22 protein-coding genes are annotated in these 24,189 nt (G+C 72.5%); 14 read left to right on the forward strand and 8 right to left on the reverse strand.

Going from position 1 to position 24,189, the window contains the following annotated elements; all coding sequences use genetic code 11:
• Positions 1-55: 55 nt before the first annotated feature.
• From ppk2 to ACH4F2_RS10165, 3 genes are all read right to left on the reverse strand, one after another.
• Positions 56-1,036, reverse strand: coding sequence for a polyphosphate kinase 2 (gene ppk2, locus ACH4F2_RS10155; RefSeq protein WP_398132235.1), 981 nt, complete (start codon positions 1,034-1,036; stop codon positions 56-58).
• A 49-nt stretch (positions 1,037-1,085) separates the two neighbouring features.
• Positions 1,086-1,466 carry a hypothetical protein gene (locus tag ACH4F2_RS10160; protein ID WP_398132236.1) on the reverse strand — a complete coding sequence of 127 codons (381 nt, stop codon included), beginning with the start codon at positions 1,464-1,466 and terminating at the stop codon, positions 1,086-1,088.
• A 127-nt stretch (positions 1,467-1,593) separates the two neighbouring features.
• Entirely contained in the window at positions 1,594-2,652 is a 1,059-nt protein-coding gene (locus ACH4F2_RS10165; protein WP_398132237.1) for an aldo/keto reductase, read from the reverse strand.
• Positions 2,653-2,796: 144 nt separating this feature from the next.
• Between ACH4F2_RS10165 and ACH4F2_RS10170 the strand changes: the two genes are divergently transcribed.
• From ACH4F2_RS10170 to ACH4F2_RS10220, 11 genes are all read left to right on the forward strand, one after another.
• On the forward strand, positions 2,797-3,411 hold the full coding sequence (locus tag ACH4F2_RS10170) for a TetR/AcrR family transcriptional regulator (RefSeq protein ID WP_398132238.1): 615 nt from the start codon (positions 2,797-2,799) through the stop codon (positions 3,409-3,411).
• A gap of 264 nt (positions 3,412-3,675) precedes the next feature.
• Entirely contained in the window at positions 3,676-4,203 is a 528-nt protein-coding gene (locus ACH4F2_RS10175) for a hypothetical protein (protein WP_398132239.1), read from the forward strand.
• A 464-nt stretch (positions 4,204-4,667) separates the two neighbouring features.
• Positions 4,668-6,806 carry a hypothetical protein gene (locus tag ACH4F2_RS10180; RefSeq protein WP_398132240.1) on the forward strand — a complete coding sequence of 713 codons (2,139 nt, stop codon included), beginning with the start codon at positions 4,668-4,670 and terminating at the stop codon, positions 6,804-6,806.
• Positions 6,807-6,862: 56 nt separating this feature from the next.
• The gene (pelF, locus tag ACH4F2_RS10185) at positions 6,863-8,392 is read left to right on the forward strand and encodes a GT4 family glycosyltransferase PelF (RefSeq protein ID WP_398132241.1); all 1,530 of its coding nucleotides are present in this window, start codon (positions 6,863-6,865) and stop codon (positions 8,390-8,392) included.
• A complete protein-coding gene (locus tag ACH4F2_RS10190) occupies positions 8,389-9,798 on the forward strand; it encodes a hypothetical protein (RefSeq protein WP_398132242.1) in 1,410 nt (469 codons plus the stop codon). The genes pelF and ACH4F2_RS10190 overlap by 4 nt, the downstream gene beginning before the upstream one ends.
• Positions 9,799-9,945: 147 nt before the next feature.
• Positions 9,946-10,947: an SDR family NAD(P)-dependent oxidoreductase gene (locus tag ACH4F2_RS10195; protein ID WP_398132243.1), complete on the forward strand. Its 1,002-nt coding sequence runs from the start codon at positions 9,946-9,948 to the stop codon at positions 10,945-10,947.
• A gap of 33 nt (positions 10,948-10,980) precedes the next feature.
• Complete coding sequence (locus ACH4F2_RS10200) at positions 10,981-11,694, forward strand: NDP-sugar synthase (protein ID WP_398132244.1); 714 nt, start codon at positions 10,981-10,983, stop codon at positions 11,692-11,694.
• 7 nt (positions 11,695-11,701) lie between these two features.
• Positions 11,702-12,628: an NAD-dependent epimerase/dehydratase family protein gene (locus ACH4F2_RS10205; RefSeq protein WP_398132245.1), complete on the forward strand. Its 927-nt coding sequence runs from the start codon at positions 11,702-11,704 to the stop codon at positions 12,626-12,628.
• Entirely contained in the window at positions 12,625-13,287 is a 663-nt protein-coding gene (locus ACH4F2_RS10210; protein ID WP_398132246.1) for a spherulation-specific family 4 protein, read from the forward strand. The genes ACH4F2_RS10205 and ACH4F2_RS10210 overlap by 4 nt, the downstream gene beginning before the upstream one ends.
• Positions 13,284-14,093 (forward strand): endo alpha-1,4 polygalactosaminidase, encoded by an 810-nt coding sequence (locus tag ACH4F2_RS10215; protein WP_398132247.1) that lies wholly within the window; start codon positions 13,284-13,286, stop codon positions 14,091-14,093. Before ACH4F2_RS10210 ends, ACH4F2_RS10215 begins: the two co-directional genes overlap by 4 nt.
• 25 nt (positions 14,094-14,118) lie before the next feature.
• Entirely contained in the window at positions 14,119-14,448 is a 330-nt protein-coding gene (locus ACH4F2_RS10220) for an antibiotic biosynthesis monooxygenase (protein ID WP_063483989.1), read from the forward strand.
• Positions 14,449-14,493: 45 nt separating this feature from the next.
• Here the strand turns inward: ACH4F2_RS10220 and ACH4F2_RS10225 are convergent, their stop codons facing one another.
• The gene (locus ACH4F2_RS10225) at positions 14,494-17,868 is read right to left on the reverse strand and encodes a pyruvate carboxylase (protein ID WP_398132356.1); all 3,375 of its coding nucleotides are present in this window, start codon (positions 17,866-17,868) and stop codon (positions 14,494-14,496) included.
• Between the two features lie 375 nt (positions 17,869-18,243).
• On the opposite strand from ACH4F2_RS10225, the gene ACH4F2_RS10230 reads away from it, so the two are divergent.
• Complete coding sequence (locus tag ACH4F2_RS10230; RefSeq protein WP_398132248.1) at positions 18,244-19,107, forward strand: CAP domain-containing protein; 864 nt, start codon at positions 18,244-18,246, stop codon at positions 19,105-19,107.
• Between the two features lie 6 nt (positions 19,108-19,113).
• On the opposite strand, the gene ACH4F2_RS10235 is transcribed toward ACH4F2_RS10230, so the two are convergent.
• From ACH4F2_RS10235 to ACH4F2_RS10245, 3 genes are read right to left on the reverse strand one after another with little or no spacing between them, the layout of a single operon-like run.
• A complete protein-coding gene (locus ACH4F2_RS10235) occupies positions 19,114-20,448 on the reverse strand; it encodes an ATP-binding protein (RefSeq protein ID WP_398132249.1) in 1,335 nt (444 codons plus the stop codon).
• A complete protein-coding gene (locus ACH4F2_RS10240) occupies positions 20,445-21,134 on the reverse strand; it encodes a response regulator transcription factor (RefSeq protein WP_398132250.1) in 690 nt (229 codons plus the stop codon). Before ACH4F2_RS10240 ends, ACH4F2_RS10235 begins: the two co-directional genes overlap by 4 nt.
• Positions 21,135-21,187: 53 nt before the next feature.
• A complete protein-coding gene (locus tag ACH4F2_RS10245) occupies positions 21,188-21,469 on the reverse strand; it encodes a hypothetical protein (protein WP_398132251.1) in 282 nt (93 codons plus the stop codon).
• A gap of 58 nt (positions 21,470-21,527) precedes the next feature.
• On the opposite strand from ACH4F2_RS10245, the gene ACH4F2_RS10250 reads away from it, so the two are divergent.
• Positions 21,528-21,749 (forward strand): hypothetical protein, encoded by a 222-nt coding sequence (locus ACH4F2_RS10250; protein ID WP_398132252.1) that lies wholly within the window; start codon positions 21,528-21,530, stop codon positions 21,747-21,749.
• 72 nt (positions 21,750-21,821) lie between these two features.
• Here the strand turns inward: ACH4F2_RS10250 and ACH4F2_RS10255 are convergent, their stop codons facing one another.
• On the reverse strand, positions 21,822-23,492 hold the full coding sequence (locus ACH4F2_RS10255; RefSeq protein ID WP_398132253.1) for a cellulase family glycosylhydrolase: 1,671 nt from the start codon (positions 23,490-23,492) through the stop codon (positions 21,822-21,824).
• Positions 23,493-23,768: 276 nt separating this feature from the next.
• On the opposite strand from ACH4F2_RS10255, the gene ACH4F2_RS10260 reads away from it, so the two are divergent.
• Positions 23,769-24,152, forward strand: coding sequence for an MmcQ/YjbR family DNA-binding protein (locus ACH4F2_RS10260; protein ID WP_398132254.1), 384 nt, complete (start codon positions 23,769-23,771; stop codon positions 24,150-24,152).
• Positions 24,153-24,189: the final 37 nt, after the last annotated feature.

Raw genomic sequence — 24,189 nt, forward strand, 5'->3', positions numbered from 1 at the left:
GCACCGCGGCCCCGGCGCGCGGACCACCCGGGCCGGGTGAACGGGTGGACTTGCGTCAGTCCGTTCGGTCCGGGTGGGTCCCCGGGCCGTCGCCGTGTCCGGTCAGCGGTGTCGGCGAGAGGTCGGCGGGTTCCTCGCCGGCTTCGAGCAGGGTGTCGGCGGCGCCCACGATCAGGGGGTCGGGGCGGCCCACGGCCCGGTGGTCCTTGGCCGGATAGTCGCAGCGGTCCAGGAGACTGCGCATGGCCTCCAGCCGGCCCCGGCGCTTGTCGTTGTTCTTGACCACCGTCCAGGGTGCGTGGGGCGTGTCGGTGGCACGGAACATGTCGACCTTGGCCGCTGTGTAGTCGTCCCAGCGGTCCAGTGACGAGAGGTCCGTCGGGGAGAGCTTCCAGCGGCGGACGGGGTCGACCTGGCGGATCGCGAAACGTGTCCGCTGCTCGGCCCGGGACACGGAGAACCAGTACTTCACCAGCAGGATGCCGTCGTCGGTGAGCAGGCGCTCGAACAGTGGGGCCTGCTGGAGGAACTGGCGGTACTCGGGTTCCGTGCAGAAGCCCATCACCCGCTCGACGCCCGCCCGGTTGTACCAGGAGCGGTCGAAGAAGACGATCTCGCCGCGGGCGGGCAGGTGGGCCACGTAACGCTGGAAGTACCACTGTCCCGCCTCCCGCTCGGTCGGCTTGTCCAGGGCGACCACGCGGGCGCCGCGGGGGTTGAGGCGTTCGGTGAAGCGCTGGATGGTGCCGCCCTTGCCGGCCGCGTCGCGGCCCTCGCACAGGACGACGATCCGCTGCCCGGTCTCCTTGGCCCAGCGCTGCATCTTGAGCAGTTCGATCTGCAGGACCCGTTTCTGCCGCTCGTACTGCGACCTGCGCACCTTGCGGTCGTAGGGGTGGTTCTCCCGCCAGGTGTCGATGGGGCTCCCCTCCGCGTTGAGCAGGATGGGCTTCTCCGGCCTGCGTTCGTCGATCCTCATGCCCTCGAGGAGGCTGTCCTCGGCGGCATCGTCGCCGGTGTCGTGGGTCCTCGTCATCGCGCCTCCTCACGCTCGGTCTCCGACCGTCCTGTACCCGTCCGTGTGCTCACGCCGCGCGCGGCCTGGCCCGCACGGGGCGTGCGGGTCCTGCCGGGGTCCGGACTGCCGTGACCCGGTACGTGGTCCGGGCGGGGTCGGTCAGCGGGTCGCCCAGGGTGATCCGGCCGGCGGCGTGCAGCTTGTCGCACTCGGCGGTGGGCAGCGCCACGTAGCAGCCGCCCCTGCCCGTGGCGGAGTCCAGCGGCCGCCAGTAGCTGTATCTGCGCCGCCCGCCCGCGCGCACGGTGACGAACACGGGGGTGCGCGTGTCGGCGACGATCCGCAGGACGTCGGCCTCGGCGAGGCTCAGCGGGGCGCACGGACGGGGCCGGCGGCGGTTGGTCGCGCGGGGTTCGGCGGTCTGCGTGCGGACGACGGTAAGCGGCATCGACGGTGGCCTTTCGGGACAGGGGACTCGAGACCGCCTACCCGCTCCGGCCGGTGTTGATCTCGCTTGCCCGCATTCTTGTGCATGCCACTGACAATGCCGCTCCCGCACCGCCGGAACACGCAGGTCAGTCCCGGGGTTCGCCGACGCGCCGCAAGGGGTGGGGGTTGAGCCGGGCGAAGCCCTCCTGACGTTCGTAGGGGAAGTAGGGGTAGGGCGCCGTTGTGGCGCTCGCGGCGTCGAGCCTCGCCATCTGGTCATCGGTCAGGGTCCACCCGACGGCGCCGAGGTTCTGCCGCAGCTGCTCCTCGTTGCGGGCGCCGATGATGACCGAGGAGACGGTCGGGCGCCGCAGCAGCCAGTTGATGGCGATCTGGGGCACGGTCCGGCCCGTCTCCTCGGCGATGGCGTCCAGGGTGTCGACCACCCGGAAGAGGAGTTCGTCCGCCACGGGCGGCCCGTAGTCGGCCGTGGTGTGCAGCCGGCTGCCGGCCGGGAGCGGCCGGCCACGGCGGATCCGGCCGGTGAGCCGCCCCCACCCGAGCGGACTCCAGACGACGGCTCCGACGCCCTGGTCGAGGCCCAGCGGCATGAGCTCCCACTCGTAGTCCCGGCCGACGAGGGAGTAGTAGACCTGGTGTGCCGCGTAACGCTGATGCCCGCGGGCGTCCGCGTCGGCCAGGGACTTCATCAGCTGCCAGCCGCTGAAGTTCGAGACGCCGGTGTAGCGGATTTTCCCGGCCCGTACGAGGTCGTCGAGCGTGGAGAGCACCTCCTGGACCGGGGTTCCGGCGTCGAAGGCGTGCAGTTGGAAGAGGTCGATGTAGTCCGTGTCCAGCCGGCGCAGGGCCTGGTCGACCGCCGTGATCAGACGCGCCCGCGAGGTCCCCGCGTCGGCCGGGCCGTCGCCCATCGGCAGTCCGGCCTTGGTGGAGATGATCACCTGGTCGCGCCGCCCCTTCACGGCGGCGCCGAGCACCTCCTCCGACGCCCCGCCGGAGTAGACGTCGGCGGTGTCGAACATGTTCACCCCCGCTTCCAGGCAGATGTCGACGAGCCGGCGCGCCTCCGCCTCGTCCGTACTGCCCCAGGCGCCGAAGAGCTCCCCCCGGCCGCCGAAGGTACCGGCGCCGAAGCTCAGTGCCGGGACCATGAGCCCGGACGCTCCGAGTCTCCTGTATTCCACAACCGCATCCCTTCGTCCGACGTCCCGTCGCGGCGCGGTGGTGTGCGTCGTGCACGAGACGGCAATCATTAACGGGACTTGTGTTCCGTTAACATGTCGGAAGAGTAGCAGGAACCGAGTCACTAATGGAACCGGAGTACCGTTATGACATCCGACAGTGTGGGTCCGGGCACCGTCCGCCCGGGCGGACGTACCGCTCGCGTACGGTCCGCGGTCCTCCGGGCCGCCGGAGACGCCCTGGCGGAACACGGCCTGGCCGGCCTCGACCTCGCGGACGTGGCCCGCCGCGCCGAGGTCGGCAGGACCACGGTCTACCGACGCTGGGGAACCCCGGCCAACCTGGTCGCCGACCTGCTCGCGGACATGGCCGAGCAATCCCTGCCCCGCACGGAGACGGGCACCCTGCTCGGCGATCTGCGCGCGAACGCCCGGCTCGTGCAGCGCACACTGGCCGACCCGCGCCAGGGCGCTCTCTTCAGAGCGGTGATCGCCGCCGCGACCTGCGACGCGCAGGCGGCCGCCGCACTCCGCCGCTTCTACGACGTCCGCGTCTCCGAGTGGGAGCCCTGCGCCCGACAGGCCGTCGAACGCGGTGAACTGCCCGAGGGCACCGACACCCGCGAGGTGGTCCGCGCGGTCTCCGCCCCCCTGTACTACCGCCTGCTCACCACCGACGAGCCGCTCGACGAGGCGACCGCGGACCGCGCCGCCGCGGCCGCGGCGGCGGCGGCGCGGGCGGGAGTCTTCGCCCCGGCGTGACGCCCTCGCCCGGGACCGCGCCCCGGTGACGCCGCTCGCCGGGCACCCGGAATCCGCCATTGCCACCGGGACACAGGGCAGGCGGCCCGGCCCGGGGAGGATCCCGGGCGCACCCTCGCGCTGTCGTGCGCGAACACCGGTCAGCAGCGATGTGACGAAGCCGTCACAAGCCCTTCACCGAACGCACACTTCCGGCCGAGTTCCGTTCTCCGTGTTCCTGACGGTGCAGACGGTGCGCCGGGGCCCTGCCTAATGTCCCGGGCCATGCGATCCACACGAACGAGCCGCTTCGGCCTCGCCACGATCATCGCCCTCGCCCTCGCCCTGTTCGGCCTGGCGCCCTCCGCGAGCGCGGCCGACCCCGCCCCGGCCGAGCTGACGTTCACCACCGACGCGGCGACCACTCAGCCGGGCGGCACGGTGAACCTGTCGATGACGATCAAGAACAACAAGACCTACGACATCTGGTTCGTGTACCAGACGATCGACCCGACCTGGCTGACCACCCAGCGGCCCGACCTCAAGTACGGCTTCACCGGATGCACCCTGGCATCCGAGGCCGGCGCCGTCCCGTGCGCCGGGACCGGACCCGCCAACCTCGGCACCAACTACGGCGCCACCATCCCGCCCGGTCAGAGCCGCACCGTCACCCTGACCCTGCAGGTCGCCGCCGACTCCGGCTGCAACGGCAACATCGGTTTCTACTCGTACTTCTACGCCGAGTTCAGCGACAGCACGAGCGTCAACGGCGGCCCTGTCCACACACCGGAGACCCGCGTCCTGTGCGCCTGACCGGGCGCCACCCTGCGCACTGAGCCCACCGGGCACTGACGGCGGCCGGCCCACGACGGGCCGGCCGCCGTCAGCGCGAGCAACATCACGGTTGACCTGATCTCGCTCCACCCCCGGTCAGCACACTGGTCGAGACCACTGGCACACACGCTCCACGGAGTCCAGCATTCCGGGCCCGCCGCGTTCCGGCTCGCAGCAGTACACGGGCCTGCCAAGGTGGTCCGCCGCACAGAGCTCGCGGTCGCCGGCCGCCCACGGCCGCACCCGTTTCGAATGAATAGACACATACGCTTTTCCGTCAAGTTCCGCAGCAGGCACACAAAAACTCCACATGAGCCTCACTATGTGACGCGACGGAAGCGTCGACGACCGGCGTCTCAGGGGGGCGACGGCGTGGTCATGGGGTGGGGCGTGCTCCGACAGGAGCATGACCCTCCCCTGCCCGGGGGAGGGAATCTCACCGCATGAAGCGGACCATTCGCACTACGGCACTCGCAGTGAGCGCGCTGCTCGCGTCGCTCGGGCTGCCTGCCGGTCCGGCCCACGCCGACGCTCCGACACCACGCGTGGACCTGCGCGTGCTGGTCGTGAGCGACGGAGGGCCGGCCACCGATGCCATCGCCGCCGAGCTGGAGACCGCGGGCACGCCGTACACGGAGGTCGACCTCCAGGACGCCGGACGGCCCGTGATCGACGCCGGGTTCCTCGCGGACACGGTGGACGGACGACCGCGCGCCAGGTTCCAGGCCGTCGTCCTGCCCAACGACAACCCGTTCCCGGCGGCCTCCGCCGAGATGGCGGTGCTCGCGTCCTACGAGCAGACGTACGGAATTCCGCAGGTGGACGCCTACACTTACGCGCGCCCCGAGGTCGGGCTGCAGTACGCGGTCGGTACCGGGTACGCCGGCAGCGTCGACGGTGTCCGCGCGGAGGTGACGCAGGCCGGGCTGGCCGGCCCCTTCGGCTACCTGGACGGGGCTGTACCGTTCGAGGACAACTCCCCCACCGTGGGCGAGTCCTACGCCTACCTCTCGACACCCGCACCGGGGGCCGACTTCGTCCCGTACGTCCAGGCCGCGATACCCGGGCGAGCGACGAAGGGCTCCCTGGTGGGCGAGTACCGGCACGACGGACGGCGGGAACTCGTCGTCACCTTCGTTTACAACCAGCACCAGCAGCAGTTCCGGCTGCTCGCCCGGGGCATCGTGGAGTGGATGACGGGCGGGGTCCACCTCGGTGCCGACCGCAACTACTTCGCCGTGCACGTCGACGACGTCTTCGCGGCCGACGACCGCTGGGACACCGAGCTCAACTGCACGCCCGGCGACGTGGACTGCCCGCCGGGCGAGGGCACACCGAACCCCATCCGGATGGTCCCGGCCGACGTCGACCACGCCACCGCCTGGCAGGACAGCCGGAACTTCACGCTCGACCTGGCCTACAACGGCTCCGGCAGCGTCGACCACCGTCAGGACAACAACGGCGCCGACCCGCTCGCCGACAAGCTGATCGCCGACCGGGGCCGCTTCCGCTGGATCAACCACACCTACACGCACGCCTTCCTGGGCTGCCGGCAGGACACCAGCGTGGTCCCGTGGAAGTGCGCAACCAACCCCGACGGCAGCACCCAGTGGATGAGCCGGAACGAGATCGCCGACGAGATCGCCACCAACCGCGTCTGGGGCGAGAGCGCCGGACTGCCGCTGGAGAACGACGAGTTGGTGACCGGCGAGCACTCGGGTCTGAAGGTGACCCCGCAGCAGCCCGAGGACAACCCGAACCTGGGCCCCGCCCTCGCCGACAACGGCATCGCCTGGCTCGCCTCGGACAACTCCCGCGACCCGGTCCAGCGGCAGGTCGGCACCGCCACGACCGTCTCCCGCTACCCGATGAACGTCTTCTACAACGCCGGGCGGGCGGCCGAGCAGGTCGACGAGTACAACTGGATCTACACCGGCCGCGCCCAGGGCGGCAGCGGCATCTGCGAGGACAACCCCGCCACCTCCACCTGCCTGTCCGCCCCGCTGGACACCGCCACGGGCTACGCCGAGCACATCGTGCCGCTGGAGACACGGATCGCGCTCGGGCACGTCCTGTCCAACGATCCCAAGCCGCACTTCATCCACCAGTCGAACCTCGCCGAGGACCGCATCGCCTACCCCGTCCTCGACGGCGTCCTCGACGGCTACCAGGACCTGTTCGCCGACAGCACCCCCGTGGTGAACCTCCGCATGGAGGACATCGGCGTCGAGATGCAGCGCCGCGCCGCCTGGCAACGCGCGCTCGACGCCGGCCAGGTCACCGCCTACCGTGTCGGCGGCACCGTGACCGTTCAGGCACCGGGCGGTGTGACCGTGCCGGCGACGATGCCCGCGGGCACCCTGCGCGGGGACACCGGCTTCGGCGACGCCTACGCCGGCGCGCTCTCCGGCTGGACTCCGACGGCCGACGGGGCGCTGACCCTCACCCTGCCGTCCTCGGTCGCGGTCACGGACGCCCCGGCCGCCCTTCCAGGCGACACGGCCGCCACCACGTCCACCGCGCCGACCACCCGGGTGCCGGCCGGTGTGACCGAGCCGCTGCCGTACGGCGCGCGGCGCTGAGCGCCGCACCACCACCGAAGGTCCGAACACACCCACCTCGGCCGTGGAGCACATCCATGCACGTTCCCCACGGCGCGCGACACTCCGGCGCGTCGCGCGTCACCCTGCTCACCGAAGGCACCTACCCGCACAGCCACGGCGGCGTGAGCGTCTGGTGCGACCAACTCGTCACCGGAATGCCCGACCTCGACTTCGTCGTCACGGCCGTCACCGGCACCGGGCGCGAACCGCTGGTCTGGGACATCCCCGAGCACGTCTCCCGAGTCGTCTCCGTCCCCATGTGGGGGCCCGCTCCGCAAGGGCGTGCGCCTCGCGGGCGGGAGCGCAACCGGCTCGCCGACGCCTACGAACGGTTCGTGACCGCGCTGCTCGACCCGCGCGCCGAGGACGGGTTCGGCCCCGCCCTGTACCGGCTGGCGCGGGCCGCCGCCGACGGGCGGCTCAGTCCGTTCCTGCGCGGGGACCGGGCGATCGGCATCCTGACGGCGGTCTGGAACCGGCCCGGACTGCCCGTGCGCGAGGCCCGGCCCACCCTGCACGACGCGGTGACCGCGACCGCGCTGCTGGAGCACGCCCTTCGCCCGCTGGCCGCACCGTACCCGGAAGAGGGGGTGGCGCACGCGGTCAGCGGCGGTGTCGCGGTCCTGCCGGGCCTGGCCGGACTGGAGCGGCACGGTGTGCCGTTGCTGTTGACGGAACACGGCGTCTACCTGCGCGAGCGCTACCTCGGTTACCGCACCGCCCCCTACCGGTGGCCGGTGAAGGCCCTCCTGCTGGGCTTCTTCCGGCTGCTGGCCGAGGAGACCTACCGCCGGGCCGCCCTGATCACGCCGGGCAACCGGTACAACCGGCTGTGGGAGGAACAGGGCGGTGCCGCCCCGGAGTCCATACGCACGGTCTACAACGGAGTGGACCCGGCCGCGTTCCCGCCCGCCGGGCCGGAGCCCGCGCAACCAGTGCTCAGCTGGGCCGGACGGGTCGACCCGATCAAGGACCTGGAGACCCTGATCCGCGCCTTCGCCCTCGTACGGGCCGAAGTGCCCGCCGCGCGGCTGCGGTTGTTCGGCGGCACCCCGCGCGGTGGCGAGGCCTACCGGGAGCGGTGCGAGGCGCTGGCGGCACAGCTCGGGCACGGTGACGCTGTCACCTTCGAGGGCCGGGTCGAGGACATCAAGGACGCGTACGCCGCCGGGAACGTCGTGATGCTCTCCAGCATCAGCGAGGGCTTCCCCTTCACCCTGATCGAGGCCATGTCGTGCGGACGGGCGACCGTCTCCACGGACGTGGGCGGCGTCCGGGAGGCCGTCGGCGACACCGGTCTCGTGGTACCGCCGCGCGATCCGGCCGCCATGGCCGCCGCGGCACTGGAACTGCTGCGCGACGCCGAGCGGCGCCGGTCGATGGGCGAGGCGGCCCGGCTGAGAGTGATCGAGCAGTTCACGCTCCGCCAGACCATCGACACCTTCCGGTCCATCTACCTGGAGCTGTCGGCGTTCGGCGGTACGGCCGCGCACGTGGCGGCTGCCGAGGAAGGGGCCGTGTTCGCTACGGCGCTCGGCACGCCGGTCAGGAGTGCGACCGGATGAGCGGGCCCATGGCTCTGGAACCGGGCGGCGCGGAGCAGGACACGCTGGCGCTGCGCCTCGGCGAGGGGCGCACACTCGCCCTGCGCGCGGTCGACCAGCACACACTCGCCCTGGTCCGCCCCGGCCACGACGGCCGACGCGACGCGGTCGACCGGCTGGCCGCCGAACTGGCCGACCGCATCGCGCCCGCGGTCCATTCCTACGAGGTGGCCGCGCTGCTGGAGTCCGAGGGACTGACCGGCGAGGTGATCCGGGAACGGTACGGGCACCGTGACCTGTTCTCCCTCGCCACTGCGCTGTACGAACGCATACCGCGTACCTTCCCGGACCCGCCGCGCCCCGCCGACCCCTGGCGGCCCGACCACGTGCGGTGCGCGCTGCGGGGCACGTTGTTCGCCCTGCCGGGTCTCGCCTACGCGCTCGCCGGGCGCCTGCTGACCGAGGGCGGCACGGTGCGGGCGCTGGTGGTGGCGGGACTTCTGTCCTGGGCCTGGAACCAGGCACTGGGCCACCGGGCCTACCTGCGGCTGGCGACGGGACGGCGGGAGGCCGGCCGAACTCTCCTCAAGGGGGCGCCGCTGGGCGCCGTAGCGGCGACGGGGGCCGGGGCGGTCCTCGCCGGGTCGGGTACCACGGCGCTAGCCGTGACCGCTCAGTCGGGGTATCTCGCGGCGGCCGGTGTGCTGCTCGTACTGGGCCGGGAGCGGCTGCTGCTGGCCGCGCTCGCGCCGGTGATCGCGGGTGCGGCGACGCTGCCGTGGTGGGAGCCCGGGGCCGCGGTGCGGGCCGGGCTGCCGCTGCTGTCGCTGCTCGGCGCCGTGGCCGCGGCCGGCTGGGCACTGCGCGGCACCCTCGCGTCCGCGCCCGTACCGGACGCCGCCCGCCCGCGGCTGCTGCCCTCGCTGCCGTACGGTCTGTTCGGGCTGGCCGCCGGGACGCTGGTGTTCCTGGCGGGCCGTCAGCACCCCTGGGCCGTGATCGTGCTCACCCTGAGCATGGGCCCGGCGGAGTGGCTGCTGTACCGCTACCGCGGCCTGTCGGTGGCGGCACTGCGGGCCACCGCCACGCCGGCCGGTTTCCGGCTGCGTTCGGCGGCCGTTCTCGCCGGCTGCCTGCTGGTCTACCTCGGGCCGCTGGTGCCGGCGGCACTGCTCGTCGACGCCGAACCCGTCACGCTGCTGCTGCTCGCGACGGCGCTGTGGACCTCCCTGCTGCTCCAGGCCTTCGGCGTGGCCTGGCCGGCGGCCGCCCTGTGTCTCGCGGCGGCCGGCGGTGCCGGCACGGTCGCCCTGGCAGGGCTGCCACCGGGCCCGGCCACCGCCCTGCCGCTGTGCTGCGGCGCCGCCGCACTCTGCCTCACCGTGTGCGTGCTGTGGCTGCTGGGCCGGCCGGCGGCCCATGGGTGATCCCGCGGCACAACCGCCCTGCCGACGCCGGCCCGCACGGGCCTCCCCGCGCATCGTCGGCCCACCGACCCACCGTGCCACCGACCCACCGACCCACCGACCCACCGACCCACCGACCCACCGACCCACCGACCGGAAGGATCCCGCGTGACCGCCACACCGCTCGCCGCCGTCACCGGAGCCGAGGGATTCATCGGCTCCCACCTCACCGAGGCGCTCGTCGCCTCCGGCCACCGGGTGAGAGCCATGGCGCAGTACAACTCCTTCTCCTCCTACGGCTGGCTGGAGACCCTCTCCCCCGACGTCCTCGACCAGGTCGAGATCGTCCTCGGCGACGTCCGCGACCCCGGCTCGGTCCGCCACCTCGTCGAAGGCGCCGACTGCGTCTACCACCTGGCCGCCCTCATCGCCATCCCGTACTCCTACCGGGCACCGCACAGCTACGTGGACACCAACGTCACCGGCACCCTGAACGTGCTGGAGGCGGTCCGCGCCCAGGGCACGCCCCGGCTGGTGCACACCTCCACCAGCGAGACGTACGGCACCGCGCAGACCGTGCCGATCACCGAGGACCACCCCATCAACACCCAGTCGCCGTACGCCGCTTCCAAGGCGGGCGGGGACCGGCTGGCGGACAGCTATCACGCCAGTTTCGACACGCCGGTGGTGACGCTGCGGCCCTTCAACACCTACGGCCCCCGGCAGTCGATGCGGGCGGTGATCCCCACCGTCATCGGCCAGGTCGCGGCCGGCGAACGCACCATCACCCTCGGGGACCTGCGCCCCACCCGGGATTTCACCTTCGTCAAGGACACCGCCCAGGCGTTCCTGGCGGTCGGCACCGCGCCCGCCGAGCGGGTCGTGGGCCGTACCTTCAACGCCGGGACCGGCGGCGAGATCTCCGTCGGCGACCTGGTGGCCCTCATCGGCAAGGTGATGGACACCGCTCTCGACGTGCGGGAGGACGAGCAGCGTCTGCGGCCCGCGAACTCCGAGGTGATGCGGCTGGTCGCCGACGCGGGCCGGCTGCGGGAGGCGACCGGCTGGGGCCCGGCGCACGACCTGGAGCAGGGACTCGCGCACACGGTGGCGTTCTTCCGCGATCCGGGCAACCTCGCCCGCTACAAGACCGGCATCTACAACATCTGACCACGACCGGCACGTTGACCGAGGGGGAACCTCATGCACGCAGTGATCCTGGCCGGAGGCAAGGGCGTCCGGCTGCGGCCCTACACCACCGCGCTGCCCAAGCCGCTCGTGCCCATCGGCGACCAGCACGCCATCCTGGAGATCGTCCTGCGCCAGCTCGCCACGGCCGGGTTCACCGGCTGCACGATCGCCATAGGCCACCTCGGGGAGATCATCCGCGCCTACGTCGGCGACGGCTCCCAGTGGGGGCTGAGGGTCGACTACGCCACCGAGGAGAGCCCGCTGGGGACCATGGGGCCGCTGCTCACCATGCGCGAGCGGCTGCCGGAGCACTTCCTGGTCATGAACGGCGACATCCTCACCGACCTCGACTACGCCGATATCCTGCACCGGCACAGTGCCTCCGGCGCCCCGCTGACCATCGCCACGTACGCCAGGAAGGTGCACATCGACTTCGGAGTCCTGACCACCGAGGCGAGCAGGGTCGTCGCCTTCACCGAGAAGCCCAGCATGGACTACCGCGTCTCCATGGGCGTGTACGGACTGACCCGGGCGACACTCGACACCTACACGGCCGGACTGCCCCTGGGCTTCGACGAGTTGGTGCTCGACCTGTTGCGCGCCGACGATCCGCCGCACGCCTACGACTTCGACGGCTACTGGCTCGACATCGGCCGTCCCGACGACTACGACCGGGCCAACGCGGAGTTCACCAGCCGCAAGTCCCTGCTGCTCAAGGGAGCCTGAGCACCGCATGCGCATTCTCGTCCTGGGTTCCACCGGCTTTCTGGGCGCCCACGTCGCCGAGCGGCTGCGCGCCCTGCCCGGCGCGCGGGTCCTCGGCGGCGGCCGCTCCCCCGCCGCCGACGTGCCGGCCGACCTCGCCACCGACCCGGTCGACCGGCTTGCCGAGGCGCTGGCGTCGGCGGCCGTCGACACCGTCGTCAACTGTGCGGGAGCGACCGGCGGCGATCCGGTGACGCTCGCCGAGCTGAACGCCCGCGGCCCCGCCGTCCTGTGTGCGGCGTTGCGCCGGGCCCGTCCCACGGCCCGTCTGGTCCACCTCGGTTCGGCCGCCGAGTACGGGCCGGGGGCCGAGCGGGTCAGGGTGCCGGAGTCGGGGGCCACCCGGCCCCTCACCGCCTACGGCGCCACCAAGCTGGCCGGCACCGTCACGGTCGCCACCTCCGAACTGGACGCGGTGGTCCTGCGGGTCGGCAACCCGGTGGGGCCGGGCGCGCCGCCCTCGGGCCTGCCCGGCCGGGTCACCGGACTGCTGCGCGCGGCGGGCACGGACCCGGACGCCGTGCTCCGGCTGGGCGACCTTTCGGCGTACCGGGACTTCGTGGACGTACGCGACGTCGCACGGGCGGTCGAGCGCGCGGTCACCGCGACCGGGCCGCTGCCGCGCCTGCTCAACATCGGTGGCGGCGACGCCGTGCCGGTGCGCCGGCTGGTGCGGACGCTCGCCGACACGGCCGGTTTCCGCGGCCGGATCGAGGAGCAGGGCGCCGGCTCCGCCCGCTCGGACCAGGTGTCCTGGCAGTGCTCCGACATCGCCGCCGCCCGGGCCGCCCTCGACTGGCGGCCGTCGTACTCGCTGGACGAGTCGCTGGCCGCGCTCTGGTCGGCCGGCACCCGTCCGCCGTCCCCCGCCCCGGAAGGCGACCGTCCGTCGTGAGCCTGCTGATCCCGCTGTACGTCCACCCGGCCGAGGACCCGGGTTCCTGGCACCGGCTCATCACGGCGGCCGACCGCACGTACGGGGTCGTCATCAACCCTGCCAGCGGGCCGGGCGACGCGTCCGATCCCGCCTTCGCCGCGGCGGCCGGCGCGCTGCGTGCGGCGGGCGCCCGCCTGCTCGGTTACGTCGACACGGACTACGGCACGCGTCCGGCGGCCGAGGTCGCCGAGGAGGCCCGGCGGCACCGTGAGTGGTACGGGGCCGACGGTTGCTTTCTGGACCGGGTGAGTTCGGCCGCGACCGAACTGCCCGCCTGCAGAGCGCTGGTGCGCGGGTTGCGCCGGCAGGGCTCGGCCCCCGTCGTGCTGAACCCGGGGGTCCACCCGGCACCGGGTTACGCGCGTCTGGCCGATCTCGTCGTCACCTTCGAGGGGCCCTGGTCCGCCTACGTGTCCGCGTTCAGCCGGCCCGACTGGACGCTGCGGCACCCACCGGAGCGCTTCTGCCACCTGGTGTACGGGGTGCCCGAGGCGCTGGCCCCGCTCGCCGTACGCACCGCGCACGAGCGGGGCGCCGCGGTCTCCGGGCCCGTCACCGGCGAGCCTCCCAACCCTTGGGCCCGCCTCACTCCCGTACTGACCGGAGCGGAGCGGTGAGGAGGAGGAGATGGGCGCTCGCCGCGCTGCCGGCGGCGCTCGCCCTCGCGGTGGTGACCGGGTGTTCGGGTGCGGACGGCACCCCGCCGCCGGGCCCGTCCGCGACCTCGGTGTGGCAGCCCCGGCCCGGGCTGGCCTGGCAGTGGCAGCTCGACGGCCGGGTCGATCCGTCGGCCGACGTGCCGGTCTACGACATCGACGGCTTCGAGAACGACGCGGCCGACGTGGAGCGGCTGCACCGCGCCGGCCGCAAGGTGATCTGCTACGTCAACGTGGGTGCCTGGGAGGACTTCCGGCCCGACCGGGACGCCTTTCCCCGTGCGGTACTGGGCGAGCCCAACGGCTGGCGGGGCGAACGCTGGCTGGACATCCGCCGGATCTCCGTACTGCGGCCGATCATGGAGCGGCGGTTCGACATGTGCCGCGACAAGGGCTTCGACGCGGTCGAACCCGACCTGGTGGAGGGATACGCCGACAGGACGGGCTTCCCGCTCACCGCGCGGGACCAGCTGGCCTACAACCGCATGATCGCGGACATCGCCCACGAACGCGGACTGGCGGTGGGCCTGAAGAACGACCTGCCGCAGATCCCGCAGCTGGTGCACGACTTCGACTTCGCGGTCAACGAGCAGTGCGCCGAGTACGGCGAGTGCGCGCGGCTCACGCCGTTCGTCGAGGCGGGCAAGGCGGTCTTCCACGTGGAGTACAGCGAGCCGACCCGTGGTTTCTGCCCCGAGTCACGCCGGCTCGGACTGTCCTCGATGCTGAAGAGGCCGGAGCTCGACGTCTGGCGCGATCCCTGTTGACCTCCGAGTACGGCAGGATGAGGCCATGAGCGTAGTCAAGATCAACGTACTGACCGTGCCCGCCGAGCAGCGCGAGACGCTGGAGAAGCGCTTCGCCTCGCGGGCCCATGCCGTGGAGAGTTCCGACGGGTTCGAGTGGTTCGAGCTCCTGCGGCCGGTGGAGGGCACCGACGACTACCTCGTCTACACGCGCTGGCGTGACGAGGAGTCCTTCCAGGCCTGGATGGAGGGGCCGATGAAGGCGGCGCACCAGGGCGGTGGCGCCGAGGGCGGCGAGCGTCCGAAGCCCGCGGCGAGCGGGTCCACGGTCTGGTCCTTCGAGGTGGTGCAGCAGGCGGCGCCGAAGGAAGCGTGATGCGGGCGGTGGCGGCCCCGGTTCGGCCGGGGCCGCCACCGTTCCTCAGCCGAGCTGGACGAGGAGGTCTCCGCCCTCGACCTGCTGGATGCGGTTGATGGCGAGCCTGGTCACCGTGCCGGACTTCGGGGCGGTGATCGTGGCCTCCATCTTCATCGCCTCGATGGTGGCCACCGTCGCTCCGGCCTCGACCTCGTCGCCCTCGGCGACGGCGAGGGTCACCACGCCCGCGAACGGCGCCGCGACATGGCCGGGGTCCGACCGGTCGGCCTTCTCCGTGACCGGGACGTCGGAGGCCGCCGACCGGTCGCGGACCTGGATCGGCCGGAGCTGGCCGTTCAGGGAGGACATCACGGTGCGCATGCCGCGCTCGTCGGCGTCACCGACCGCCTGCAGTTCGATGAGCAGACGGACGCCGGGGTCGAGGTCGACCGTGTACTCCTTGCCGGGGCGCAGCCCGTAGAAGAAGTCCTTGCTGTCCAGGACGCTGGTGTCGCCGAAGGAGGCGCGGTGGGTGTCGAACTCGCGCGCCGGTCCGGGGAACAGCAGCCGGTTCAGTGTCGCCCGGCGTTCCTTGGCCAGCCCGGTGCGGTCGTCGGCGGTCAGCTCCGCCATCGGCTTGGCCTCGGCGCGGCCCCGCAGCGCCTTCGTGCGGAACGGCTCGGGCCAGCCGCCGGGCGGGGTGCCCAGCTCGCCGCGGAGGAAGCCGATGACGGAGTCGGGGATGTCGAACCGGTCGGGGTTCTCCTCGAAGTCCGCCGGGGAGACGCCGGCGCCCACCAGGTGGAGGGCGAGGTCGCCGACCACCTTGGACGAGGGCGTCACCTTCACCAGGTGACCGAGCATGCGGTCGGCGGCGGCGTACATCGCCTCGATGTCCTCGAAGCGGTCGCCGAGGCCGAGTGCGATGGCCTGGGTACGCAGGTTGGAGAGCTGGCCGCCGGGGATCTCGTGGTGGTAGACGCGGCCGGTCGGTGCGGCGAGGCCCGCCTCGAAGGGGGCGTACACCTTGCGCACGCTCTCCCAGTACGGTTCGAGGTCGCCGACGGCCTGGAGGTCGAGGCCGGTGGGCCGCTCCGTGTGGTCGGTGGCGGCGACGATCGCCGACAGGGACGGCTGCGAGGTGGTGCCCGCCATGGACGCCACCGCCCCGTCGACGGCGTCCGCGCCGGCCCGGATCGCGGCGAGGTAGGTGGCGAGCTGGCCGCCGGTGGTGTCGTGGGTGTGCAGGTGCACCGGCAGGTCGAACTCGCGGCGCAGCGCGGAGACCAGCGTCGCCGCCGCCGGTGCCCGCAGCAGTCCGGCCATGTCCTTGACGGCCAGGACGTGCGCGCCGGCGTTCACGATCTGCTCGGCGAGCCGCAGGTAGTAGTCGAGCGTGTAGAGGCGCTCGGACGGGTCGGAGAGGTCGGCGGTGTAGCACAGGGCCACCTCCGCGACGGACGTGCCGGTCTGCCGTACGGCATCGATGGCGGGCCGCATCTGGTCGACGTCGTTGAGGGCGTCGAAGATGCGGAAGACGTCGATGCCGGTGGCCGCGGCCTCCTGCACGAAGGCGTCGGTCACCTCGGTCGGGTACGGGGTGTAGCCCACGGTGTTGCGGCCGCGCAGCAGCATCTGGAGGCAGATGTTGGGCACGGCCTCGCGCAGGGCGGCCAGCCGCTCCCACGGGTCCTCGGCGAGGAAGCGCAGCGCGACGTCGTAGGTGGCGCCACCCCAGCACTCCAGGGACAGCAGCTGGGGGAGGGTGCGCGCGACCTGCGGGGCGACGGCGAGCATGTCCTTGGTGCGGACCCGGGTGGCGAGCAGCGACTGGTGGGCGTCGCGGAACGTGGTGTCGGTGACTCCGATGGTGGGCGAGTCGCGCAGCCGGCGCGCGAAGCCCTCGGGGCCCAGCTCGGCGAGCAGTTGCCGGGAGCCGGCCGGGGGTTCCCCGGCGGGCAGCGGCGGCAGCTTGGTCAGCGGGTCGGCGATGCCGGGGCGCTCGCCGTGCGGTCTGTTCACCGTGACGTCGGCGAGGTAGGTCAGCAGCTTGGTGCCGCGGTCGGCGGAGTGGCGGGCGGTGAGCAGGTGCGGGCGCTGCTCGATGAAGGACGTGGTGACCTGGCCGGCCTGGAAGTCGGGGTCGTCCAGCACCGCCTGCAGGAAAGGGATGTTGGTGGCGACGCCGCGGATGCGGAACTCGGCCACGGCACGCCGGGCGCGGCCGACCGCGGTGGTGAAGTCCCGGCCCCGGCAGGATAGTTTCACCAGCATCGAGTCGAAGTGGGCGCTGATCTCCGTACCGGCGTGGGTGGTGCCGCCGTCGAGACGGATGCCCGAGCCGCCGGGCGAGCGGTAGGCGCTGATCCGGCCGGTGTCCGGGCGGAAGCCGTTGGCCGGGTCCTCGGTGGTGATGCGGCACTGGAGGGCCGCGCCGCGCAGGGTGATGTTCTCCTGGGCGAGACCGAGGTCGGCCAGTGTCTCGCCGGCGGCGATGCGCATCTGGGACTGCACGAGGTCGACGTCGGTGACCTCTTCGGTCACGGTGTGCTCGACCTGGATGCGCGGGTTCATCTCGATGAAGACGTGGTTCCCGTCGCGGTCGACGAGGAACTCCACGGTGCCGGCGTTGCGGTAGCCGATCTGCCGGGCGAAATTCACGGCGTCGGCGCAGATCCGCTCGCGCAGCCGGGGGTCGAGGTTCGGTGCGGGCGCCAGCTCGATGACCTTCTGGTGGCGGCGCTGCACCGAGCAGTCCCGCTCGAAGAGGTGGATGACGTTGCCCTGGCCGTCGGCGAGGATCTGGACCTCGATGTGGCGGGGTTCGACGACGGCCTTCTCCAGGAACACCGTGGAGTCGCCGAAGGCGGAGGCGGCCTCCCGGGACGCCGCCTCGATGGCCTCGCGCAGCTGGGCGGGTTCCTCGACGCGGCGCATGCCGCGTCCGCCGCCGCCCGCGACCGCCTTCACGAAGACGGGGAAGCCGACGTCGTCGGCGGCGCGGACGAGTTCGTCCACGTCGGTGGAGGGCGCGGAGGAGCCGAGGACCGGCACACCGGCCTCGCGGGCGGCGGCGACGGCACGGGCCTTGTTGCCGGTCAGTTCGAGGATCTGGGCGCTCGGTCCGACGAACGTGATGCCGGCCTCTTCGCAGGCGCGGGAGAGCTCGGGGTTCTCGGACAAAAATCCGTAGCCCGGGTAGACGGCGTCGGCTCCCGCCCGGCGTGCCGCGCGGACGATCTCCTCCACGGAGAGGTACGCGCGCACCGGATGTCCCGGCTCCCCGATCTCGTAGGCCTCGTCGGCCTTCAGCCGGTGCAGCGAGTTGCGGTCCTCGTGCGGGAAGACGGCGACGGTGCGCGCGCCGAGCTCGTAGCCCGCGCGGAACGCCCGGATCGCGATCTCACCGCGGTTGGCGACCAGCACCTTGCGGAACATTGTTGATCCCTTCAGCCTGCCGGGTGACGAGACCATGGTGTCGGCGCCACCTCCGGTACGCCATGTGAGCCGGGCCACTCATGGCACTGTTTTTTCGCGCGTCCCGACGCGTCCCGACGCGGCTCGGCGTGGCTCGGCGCGGCTCGGCGCGGCTCGGCGTGGCTCGGCGTGGCTCGGCGTGGCTCGGCGTGGCTCGGACCTCAGCGGACTTTGGCGGTTCTTTTAAGGCTTTCTGAAGATGGCCTTCGAACTGCCGTTTCCACGCCTGTCCCGTCCTAGGCTCTCGAATCACCCCCCACAGTCCCGGTGGGCGCGGTCGCGTCCACCGGGCACGGGGGCTCCGTCAGCCGACAGACAAGCCGAGGTGTCCTGCGCATGGGTTCCCGCCGAACCGCTCGCCCGTCCCGCTCCCACGCCCGGCCCCGCGGCGGGCTCCGGCCACGCGGTACCGCGCTGGTGCTCGGCGCCGTCACCGTGACGGCGGGCGTCGGGATCACCCTGGCGGTCGCGGGGGGTGAGGACGGCAAGGCCTCGGACCGGCTCGTCACGAACGCCGCCGGACAGGAGCCGGGTGCCGAGGACACGGCGGGCGGTGCGACACCGTCGGCCTCCGCGTCGGCGATCCCGAGCGCCACGGCGAGCGGCTCGCCGAGCGGGAGTGCCGAACCGAAGGACAAGGACAAGGACGAGCCGAAGAGGTCGGCGAGTCCGACCACCAGCCCGGTGAAAGCTGCCGAGCCCGCGTCGAAGGCTCCCGCGAAGACGGCGGCGAAGAGCGGCAGCGACCGGACGCCGAGCGGTGGCGGCGGCGATACGGGTTCGGGCACCGGATCAGGGTCGGGATCCGGTGGGGCCGGCGGAACCGAGGCGCGGGTGCTCGCGCTCGTGAACGAGGAGCGGGCCGCGGCGGGCTGCTCGCCGGTGACGGCGAACGACCGGCTGGCCCGGGCCGCCGACGACTACAGCGACGTCATGGCCGGCAGCGGTGTGATGTCCCACACGGGTCCCGACGGCTCCACCATGGCGAGCCGTGTCGAGGCCGCCGGCTATCAGTGGTCCACGCTGGGCGAGAACATAGCCCGGGGGCAGGCGGATGCCGCCTCGGTGATGGACTCCTGGATGAACAGCTCCGGCCACCGCGCGAACATACTCAACTGCTCCTTCAAGGAGCTGGGCGTCGGCGTCCACTTCGGCGACGGCGGCCCCTGGTGGACCCAGAACTTCGGCACGAGCCGCTGACGCCCGTCACCGGCCCCCGCCTCCCGCGCCGCCCCCGCTCGCGTCGGCGAGTACGAACGACACCCGCACCCGCGCCCCGCCCAGTGGTGCGCGGGTGATCGTCAGTTCGCCGTCGGCCGCGCGGGCCGCCCTGGCCACGATGTCCAGGCCGAGGCCGGTCGAGCCGCCGACGCTGACGCCCCGGGTGAGAGCGGCCTCGGGGTCGGCCACTCCCGGGCCGGCGTCGTCGACCGTGAGGAACACGTGCCCGTCCGCCCGCTCCACGCGGACGGCGAAAGCCGTGCCCTGCGGGGTGTGCCGGAAGACGTTGCCGATCAGGGCGTCGACGACGGCCGCGAGGTCGTCCTCGGGGAAGGCGACGGGCGCCGGGCGCGGGGTCAGGGAGCGTTCGTACGGCCGGGCCTGCTGGGTGGCGAGGACCGACCAGAAGTCCAGGCGCATGGCGACCACCTCGGCGACGTCGCACGGTTTCGCCGGGCCCGTTCCCACCCCGCCGCGCTGTACGGCGGCCAGAGGTGTGCGCGCCGCGGCGATGATCGAGTCGAGCTCGCTCTCCAGCTGTCCGGCCGCCTCCGTCACCCGCCGCGCGCTCGGGGTCGCGCCCATCCGGTCGGCCTCCAGGTAGAGGGCGGTCAGCGGGGTGCGCAGCCGGTGGGAGAGGTCGGCGACCAGCTCGCGTTCGACGGCGAGCAGGTCGACGACCCGGTCGGCCATGGTGTTGAACGCCACTCCGGCTTCCTGGAGCTCGGGCGGGCCGTCCGGCTCCACCCGTACGTCGAGGTCGCCGGAGCCGAGGGCCAGCGAGGCACGCTTGAGGCCGCGGGAGGAGCGGACGACGCGGGCGCCGAGCCGGTCGGCGACCAGCACCGAGCCGCCGACCAGACCCAGCGCGAGCAGCGCCATCACACCCCACGACGCGGCCACGCCCCGGGTGAGGTCCGCGGCGGGCACGTAGGCCTCCACGACCGCGACCCGGTCGCCCCGCAGGACGACGGGCTGGAGGTAGACCCAGCCGTCGGCGGTGTCGACGGCGAGTGTCTCGCGGCCCCGGACGGCCCGGTCGAGCGCGGTCTTCGGCGCGTGCGGAGTTCCGACGAAGCCTCCGTCGGGCAGCCGTACGACGAGCTGGTCGGACGAGCCGAGCTCGGCGACGGCCTGCTGTACGTCGGCGCGCCGGGTGGTGAGGGCGAGTACCGGCGACAGGGCCGAGGCGCGCTGCTCGGCGGCGGTGGTGACCCGGTCCCGGGCCTGTTCGCGGACGAGGAGGGCGAGCGGGATGAGGAACGACAGCGCCACCATCGAGGTGACGGCCAGGGCGATCCCGGCGAGGGCACGTCTCATGGCGAGCTGACCAGCTTGATGCCGATACCGCGCACGGTGTGGAGAAGGCGGGGCTTTCTTGCCTTCTCACCCATTTTGCGGCGGAGTGCGGAGAGGTGGACGTCCACGGTCTGGTCCTCCACGTACGGCTGCTGCCACACCTCGGCGAGTATGCGTTGCCTGGATATGACCTGGTCGGCGTTGGCGGCCAGGTAGGCGAGCAGGTCGAACTCTCGGCGGGTGAGGAGCAGTTCCCGGCCGGCGAGGTGCGCGGTGCGCGCGGTGGGGTCGATCCGCAGGTCGGCGACCTGGAGGACGGGCTGCCTCGCCGCCCGGACGTCGGCGGGCACGGACCGGCGCAGCACGGCGGCGAGCCGGGCCGCGAGCTGGCCGCCGGAGAACGGCTTGACCATGTAGTCGTCGGCGCCGGCGTTGAGCAGCCGGATGATCTCCGTGTCGTCGTCGCGGGCGGTGGCGACCAGTACCGGGACGCGGGAGATGCCCCGGATCATCCGCAGCACGTCAAGACCGTCGAGGTCGGGCAGCCCGAGGTCGAGCACCACGATGTCCGGTGGGCTCTGGGTGATGTCTCGCAACGCCTCGAAACCCTGGTGAGCGGTCTTCACCGCGTAGCCGTGCCCGGTCAGGACCTCGATCAGCGCGGCCCGGATCACAGGGTCGTCCTCGACGACAAGTACGGAGGCCATGAGCAGGCACGTTAGCCGGTCCGTCACTATGGTGTCGTGTCCCGCCTCCTGCGCTACCTGATCATCTGGCTGTCGTGCACGGCAGCCAGTGTCACGGCTGTCATCATCACGATCCACTTCGTGGTGGGCTCGACCCGGCCGACCGCGCCGGTCGCACAGTCGGCACCGAAGGAGCTCCCGGCACCCCCGGCGTCCCCCCGGCCCACTCCGTCCAAGACCGCGAAGCCCTCCCCCAGCCCGTCGGCGACGAGCCGGAAGCCCAGCCCGACGCCGGCCCGTACCAGCGAGAAACCGCCCGAGCCGAGCCCGACACCGACGCCGGCCACCCGCACCACGCCCCCGCGGCCTCCGGCCGGCGGGGACGATCCGGGGTGCCGGGAGGGCGGGGCAGGCGTGTACACGGTGCCTTCCGAGGGCGGCAAGGCGACCGTGCGGTTCGGCGACAGCGAGGTGTGCCTGATCTCGGCCGTGCCCGACCAGGGCTTCACGGTGAGCACGAGCCAGAGCGAGCCGCAGACGCTGACGGTGACGTTCTCGGCGAGCCGCCACCGGTCGGAGATCACGGCGACGACGCGGCCGCAGAGCCGGGCCGACGTCCGCGAGGTGTCGTGGTGACGCCTTCACGCGAACGGGCCGGTACCGGCCGGCGGGGGCAGGTGGCCACCGCCGGCCGGTGGGACCGTACGGTCACGTCGTGACGCAGGCGCTCCCGTTGAGGCTGAACGCGGCCGGGGCGGTGTTGGTGCCGCCCTTCTGGGCGGTGAAGCCGAGGGTGACCGTGCCGCCGGCGGGGATGGTGGCGGTGTAGGAAGCCGGGGCGACGCGCACCGCGCCGGCGTCCTGGGCCGGGGTCCCGCCCCACATGTTCGTGATGGTCTGGCCGTCCGGGAAGGCGAAGGCGAGCGTCCAGGGGCTGATGGGCGCGGTCCCGGTGTTGCGGACGGCGATCTCGCCCTGGAAGCCGCCCGGCCACTCGCCCACCACGCGGTATCCGACCGAGCACGTGGCACCGGGGGTGCCGCCGCCCTCGTCGGTGGTGGCGTCCACGGTGGCGGAGCGGGCCGAGCGGTTGCCCGCCGCGTCGCGGGCGTAGACGGCGAAGGTGTAGGCGGTGTCGGCGGTGAGGCCCGTCACGGTGGCGGTGTTGGTGACGGAGGCGGCGACCGTGGTCTCGCCGCCGTCGCCGATGCGGACGACGTCGTAGCCGGCGACGCCCACGTCGTCCGTCGCGGCGCCCCAGCCGAGGGTGACGGTCGTGTCCGTCACCGCGGAGGCGGTCGGTGTTCCCGGGGTGGTGGGCGCCTGGGTGTCGTCCGGGTCGCCGCCGCCGTAGACCGTGGCCTCCTCGGACGTCTGGGCGATGCCGTTGACGCCGTGGAAGATGCGCTCGCCCCAGGAGCTGAGCCGGCTGGGGTCGAAGTCGAGGGCGAGGTCGAGGACCGGGTCGGTGTTGCCGCTCCACGACCATGCCAGGTAGCCGAGGCCGAGCTGCTCGGCGGTGGCCATCATGGTGTCCTCGTCCGGGTCGCCCCACTGGTCGGCGGGGCCGCCGAACTCACCGATGAGGATCGGCAGCCCGGCGTCGACGAAGGCGTTCAGGTAGTCGGTGATCTCCTGGGCTGTGTCGTAGACGCTGTACATGTGGATCGAGAAGATCAGGTTGCCGGTGGGGTCGGCGTCGTGGACGGACTGGGCGTTGGCCCGCATGACCCCCTGCCAGTCCTGGCCCCAGTTGGGCGCGTCCACCATGATCGTGTGCTGGAAGCCGGCGTCGCGCAGCTTCCCGACCGCCGCGATGGTCGGCTCGGTCCAGCCGGCGGGGTCGGTGTTGCCCCAGGGCTCGTTGCCGATGTTGACGATGACGTAGTCCTCTTCGCCGGCCAGCACGTCCTTGAGGCCGATCCAGTAGTCGGCGGCGTGGTCGAGCGTGCCGGCGGCGGCGTCCTCGCCGTATCCCGTGGTGTCGTGCACCTCCAGCACGCAGATCAGCCGGTTCGCCTTGCACTGGCCGACGACGGCGGCCACGTCGGCGGGGCTGTTCTCGCTCCAGCGGTGACCGTCGGACAGGACGACCCGGACGGTGTTGGCGCCCAGCGCCTTGACGTCGGCCAGCGACTGGGTCTCACCGGGGTACCAGGTGTGGGCGTGGTTGACCCCGCGCATGACGAAGTCGTTCCCGTTGCCTTCCAGCAGCCGGCCGTCGCTGATGTGCAGGCCGGTGGCCTGTGCGCCCGGTGACCGGGCCATAGCGGCGGCAGGGCAGAGGGCACCGACGACGACCAGCCCGACCAGGGCTGCCAGGCCGGTCAGCAGGCGGGTCAGGAGACCTTTCGGTGTATGGCGTCTTGCTGTGCGCACGGCGACTCCAGGACTGAGTAGTGCGGGCACGGTGAGCAATGCGGGTGTGGGAGCGCTCCCATGAACTCATTGCGCCGCGTACACGTCAAGACATCACACAGAAAACGCTTGCCCCGCCGCGGGGCCGCCCCCGGATCGGACACTGACCCGAACGGACCGTCGTAGCCGTGCTGTCACGCCGGTCCTGTGACAGTGGGACCGGGTCGTCGTCGCCGTCGAGACGCACGGCCGAACTCGCGTGACAAGCAGCTGGAGGTTTCGGTGAGCAGGGCAGCCATGAGTGGTGAGAAGTTGCAGGACATCGCGCGGCAAGTCGCCGAGGGGCTGCCGGGAACGGATGAGGGGCACCCGTTCGTCGACAAGCTCGGCGTCTGGAAAGTGAGCGGGAAGGTCTTCCTGATGGTCACCGATGATCCGCAGGAGCGGATCATCACGGTGAAGTGCGAACCGGACCGGGCCCACCACCTGCGACGGCATCACGAGGCGATCTCGCCCGGACGGTATCTGGACAAGCATCACTGGATCTCGGTGGGCGCAGGCGGTGGGATCACCGAGGAGCTGGTGGAGGAGCTGGTCACGCACTCCTACGACCTGGTGCTGGAGGGAGTACCGCGCGGCCGGCGGCCCGAGGGTGCCGAAAGCGAGGGGAGGAGGAGGTGAGCGGCGCAGGCCACCCGCTGATCGGCGGGCCGCCGTG

Source organism: Streptomyces sp. NPDC017890, from assembly GCF_044328675.1.
In the GTDB taxonomy this organism is placed as follows: Bacteria; Actinomycetota; Actinomycetes; order Streptomycetales; family Streptomycetaceae; genus Streptomyces.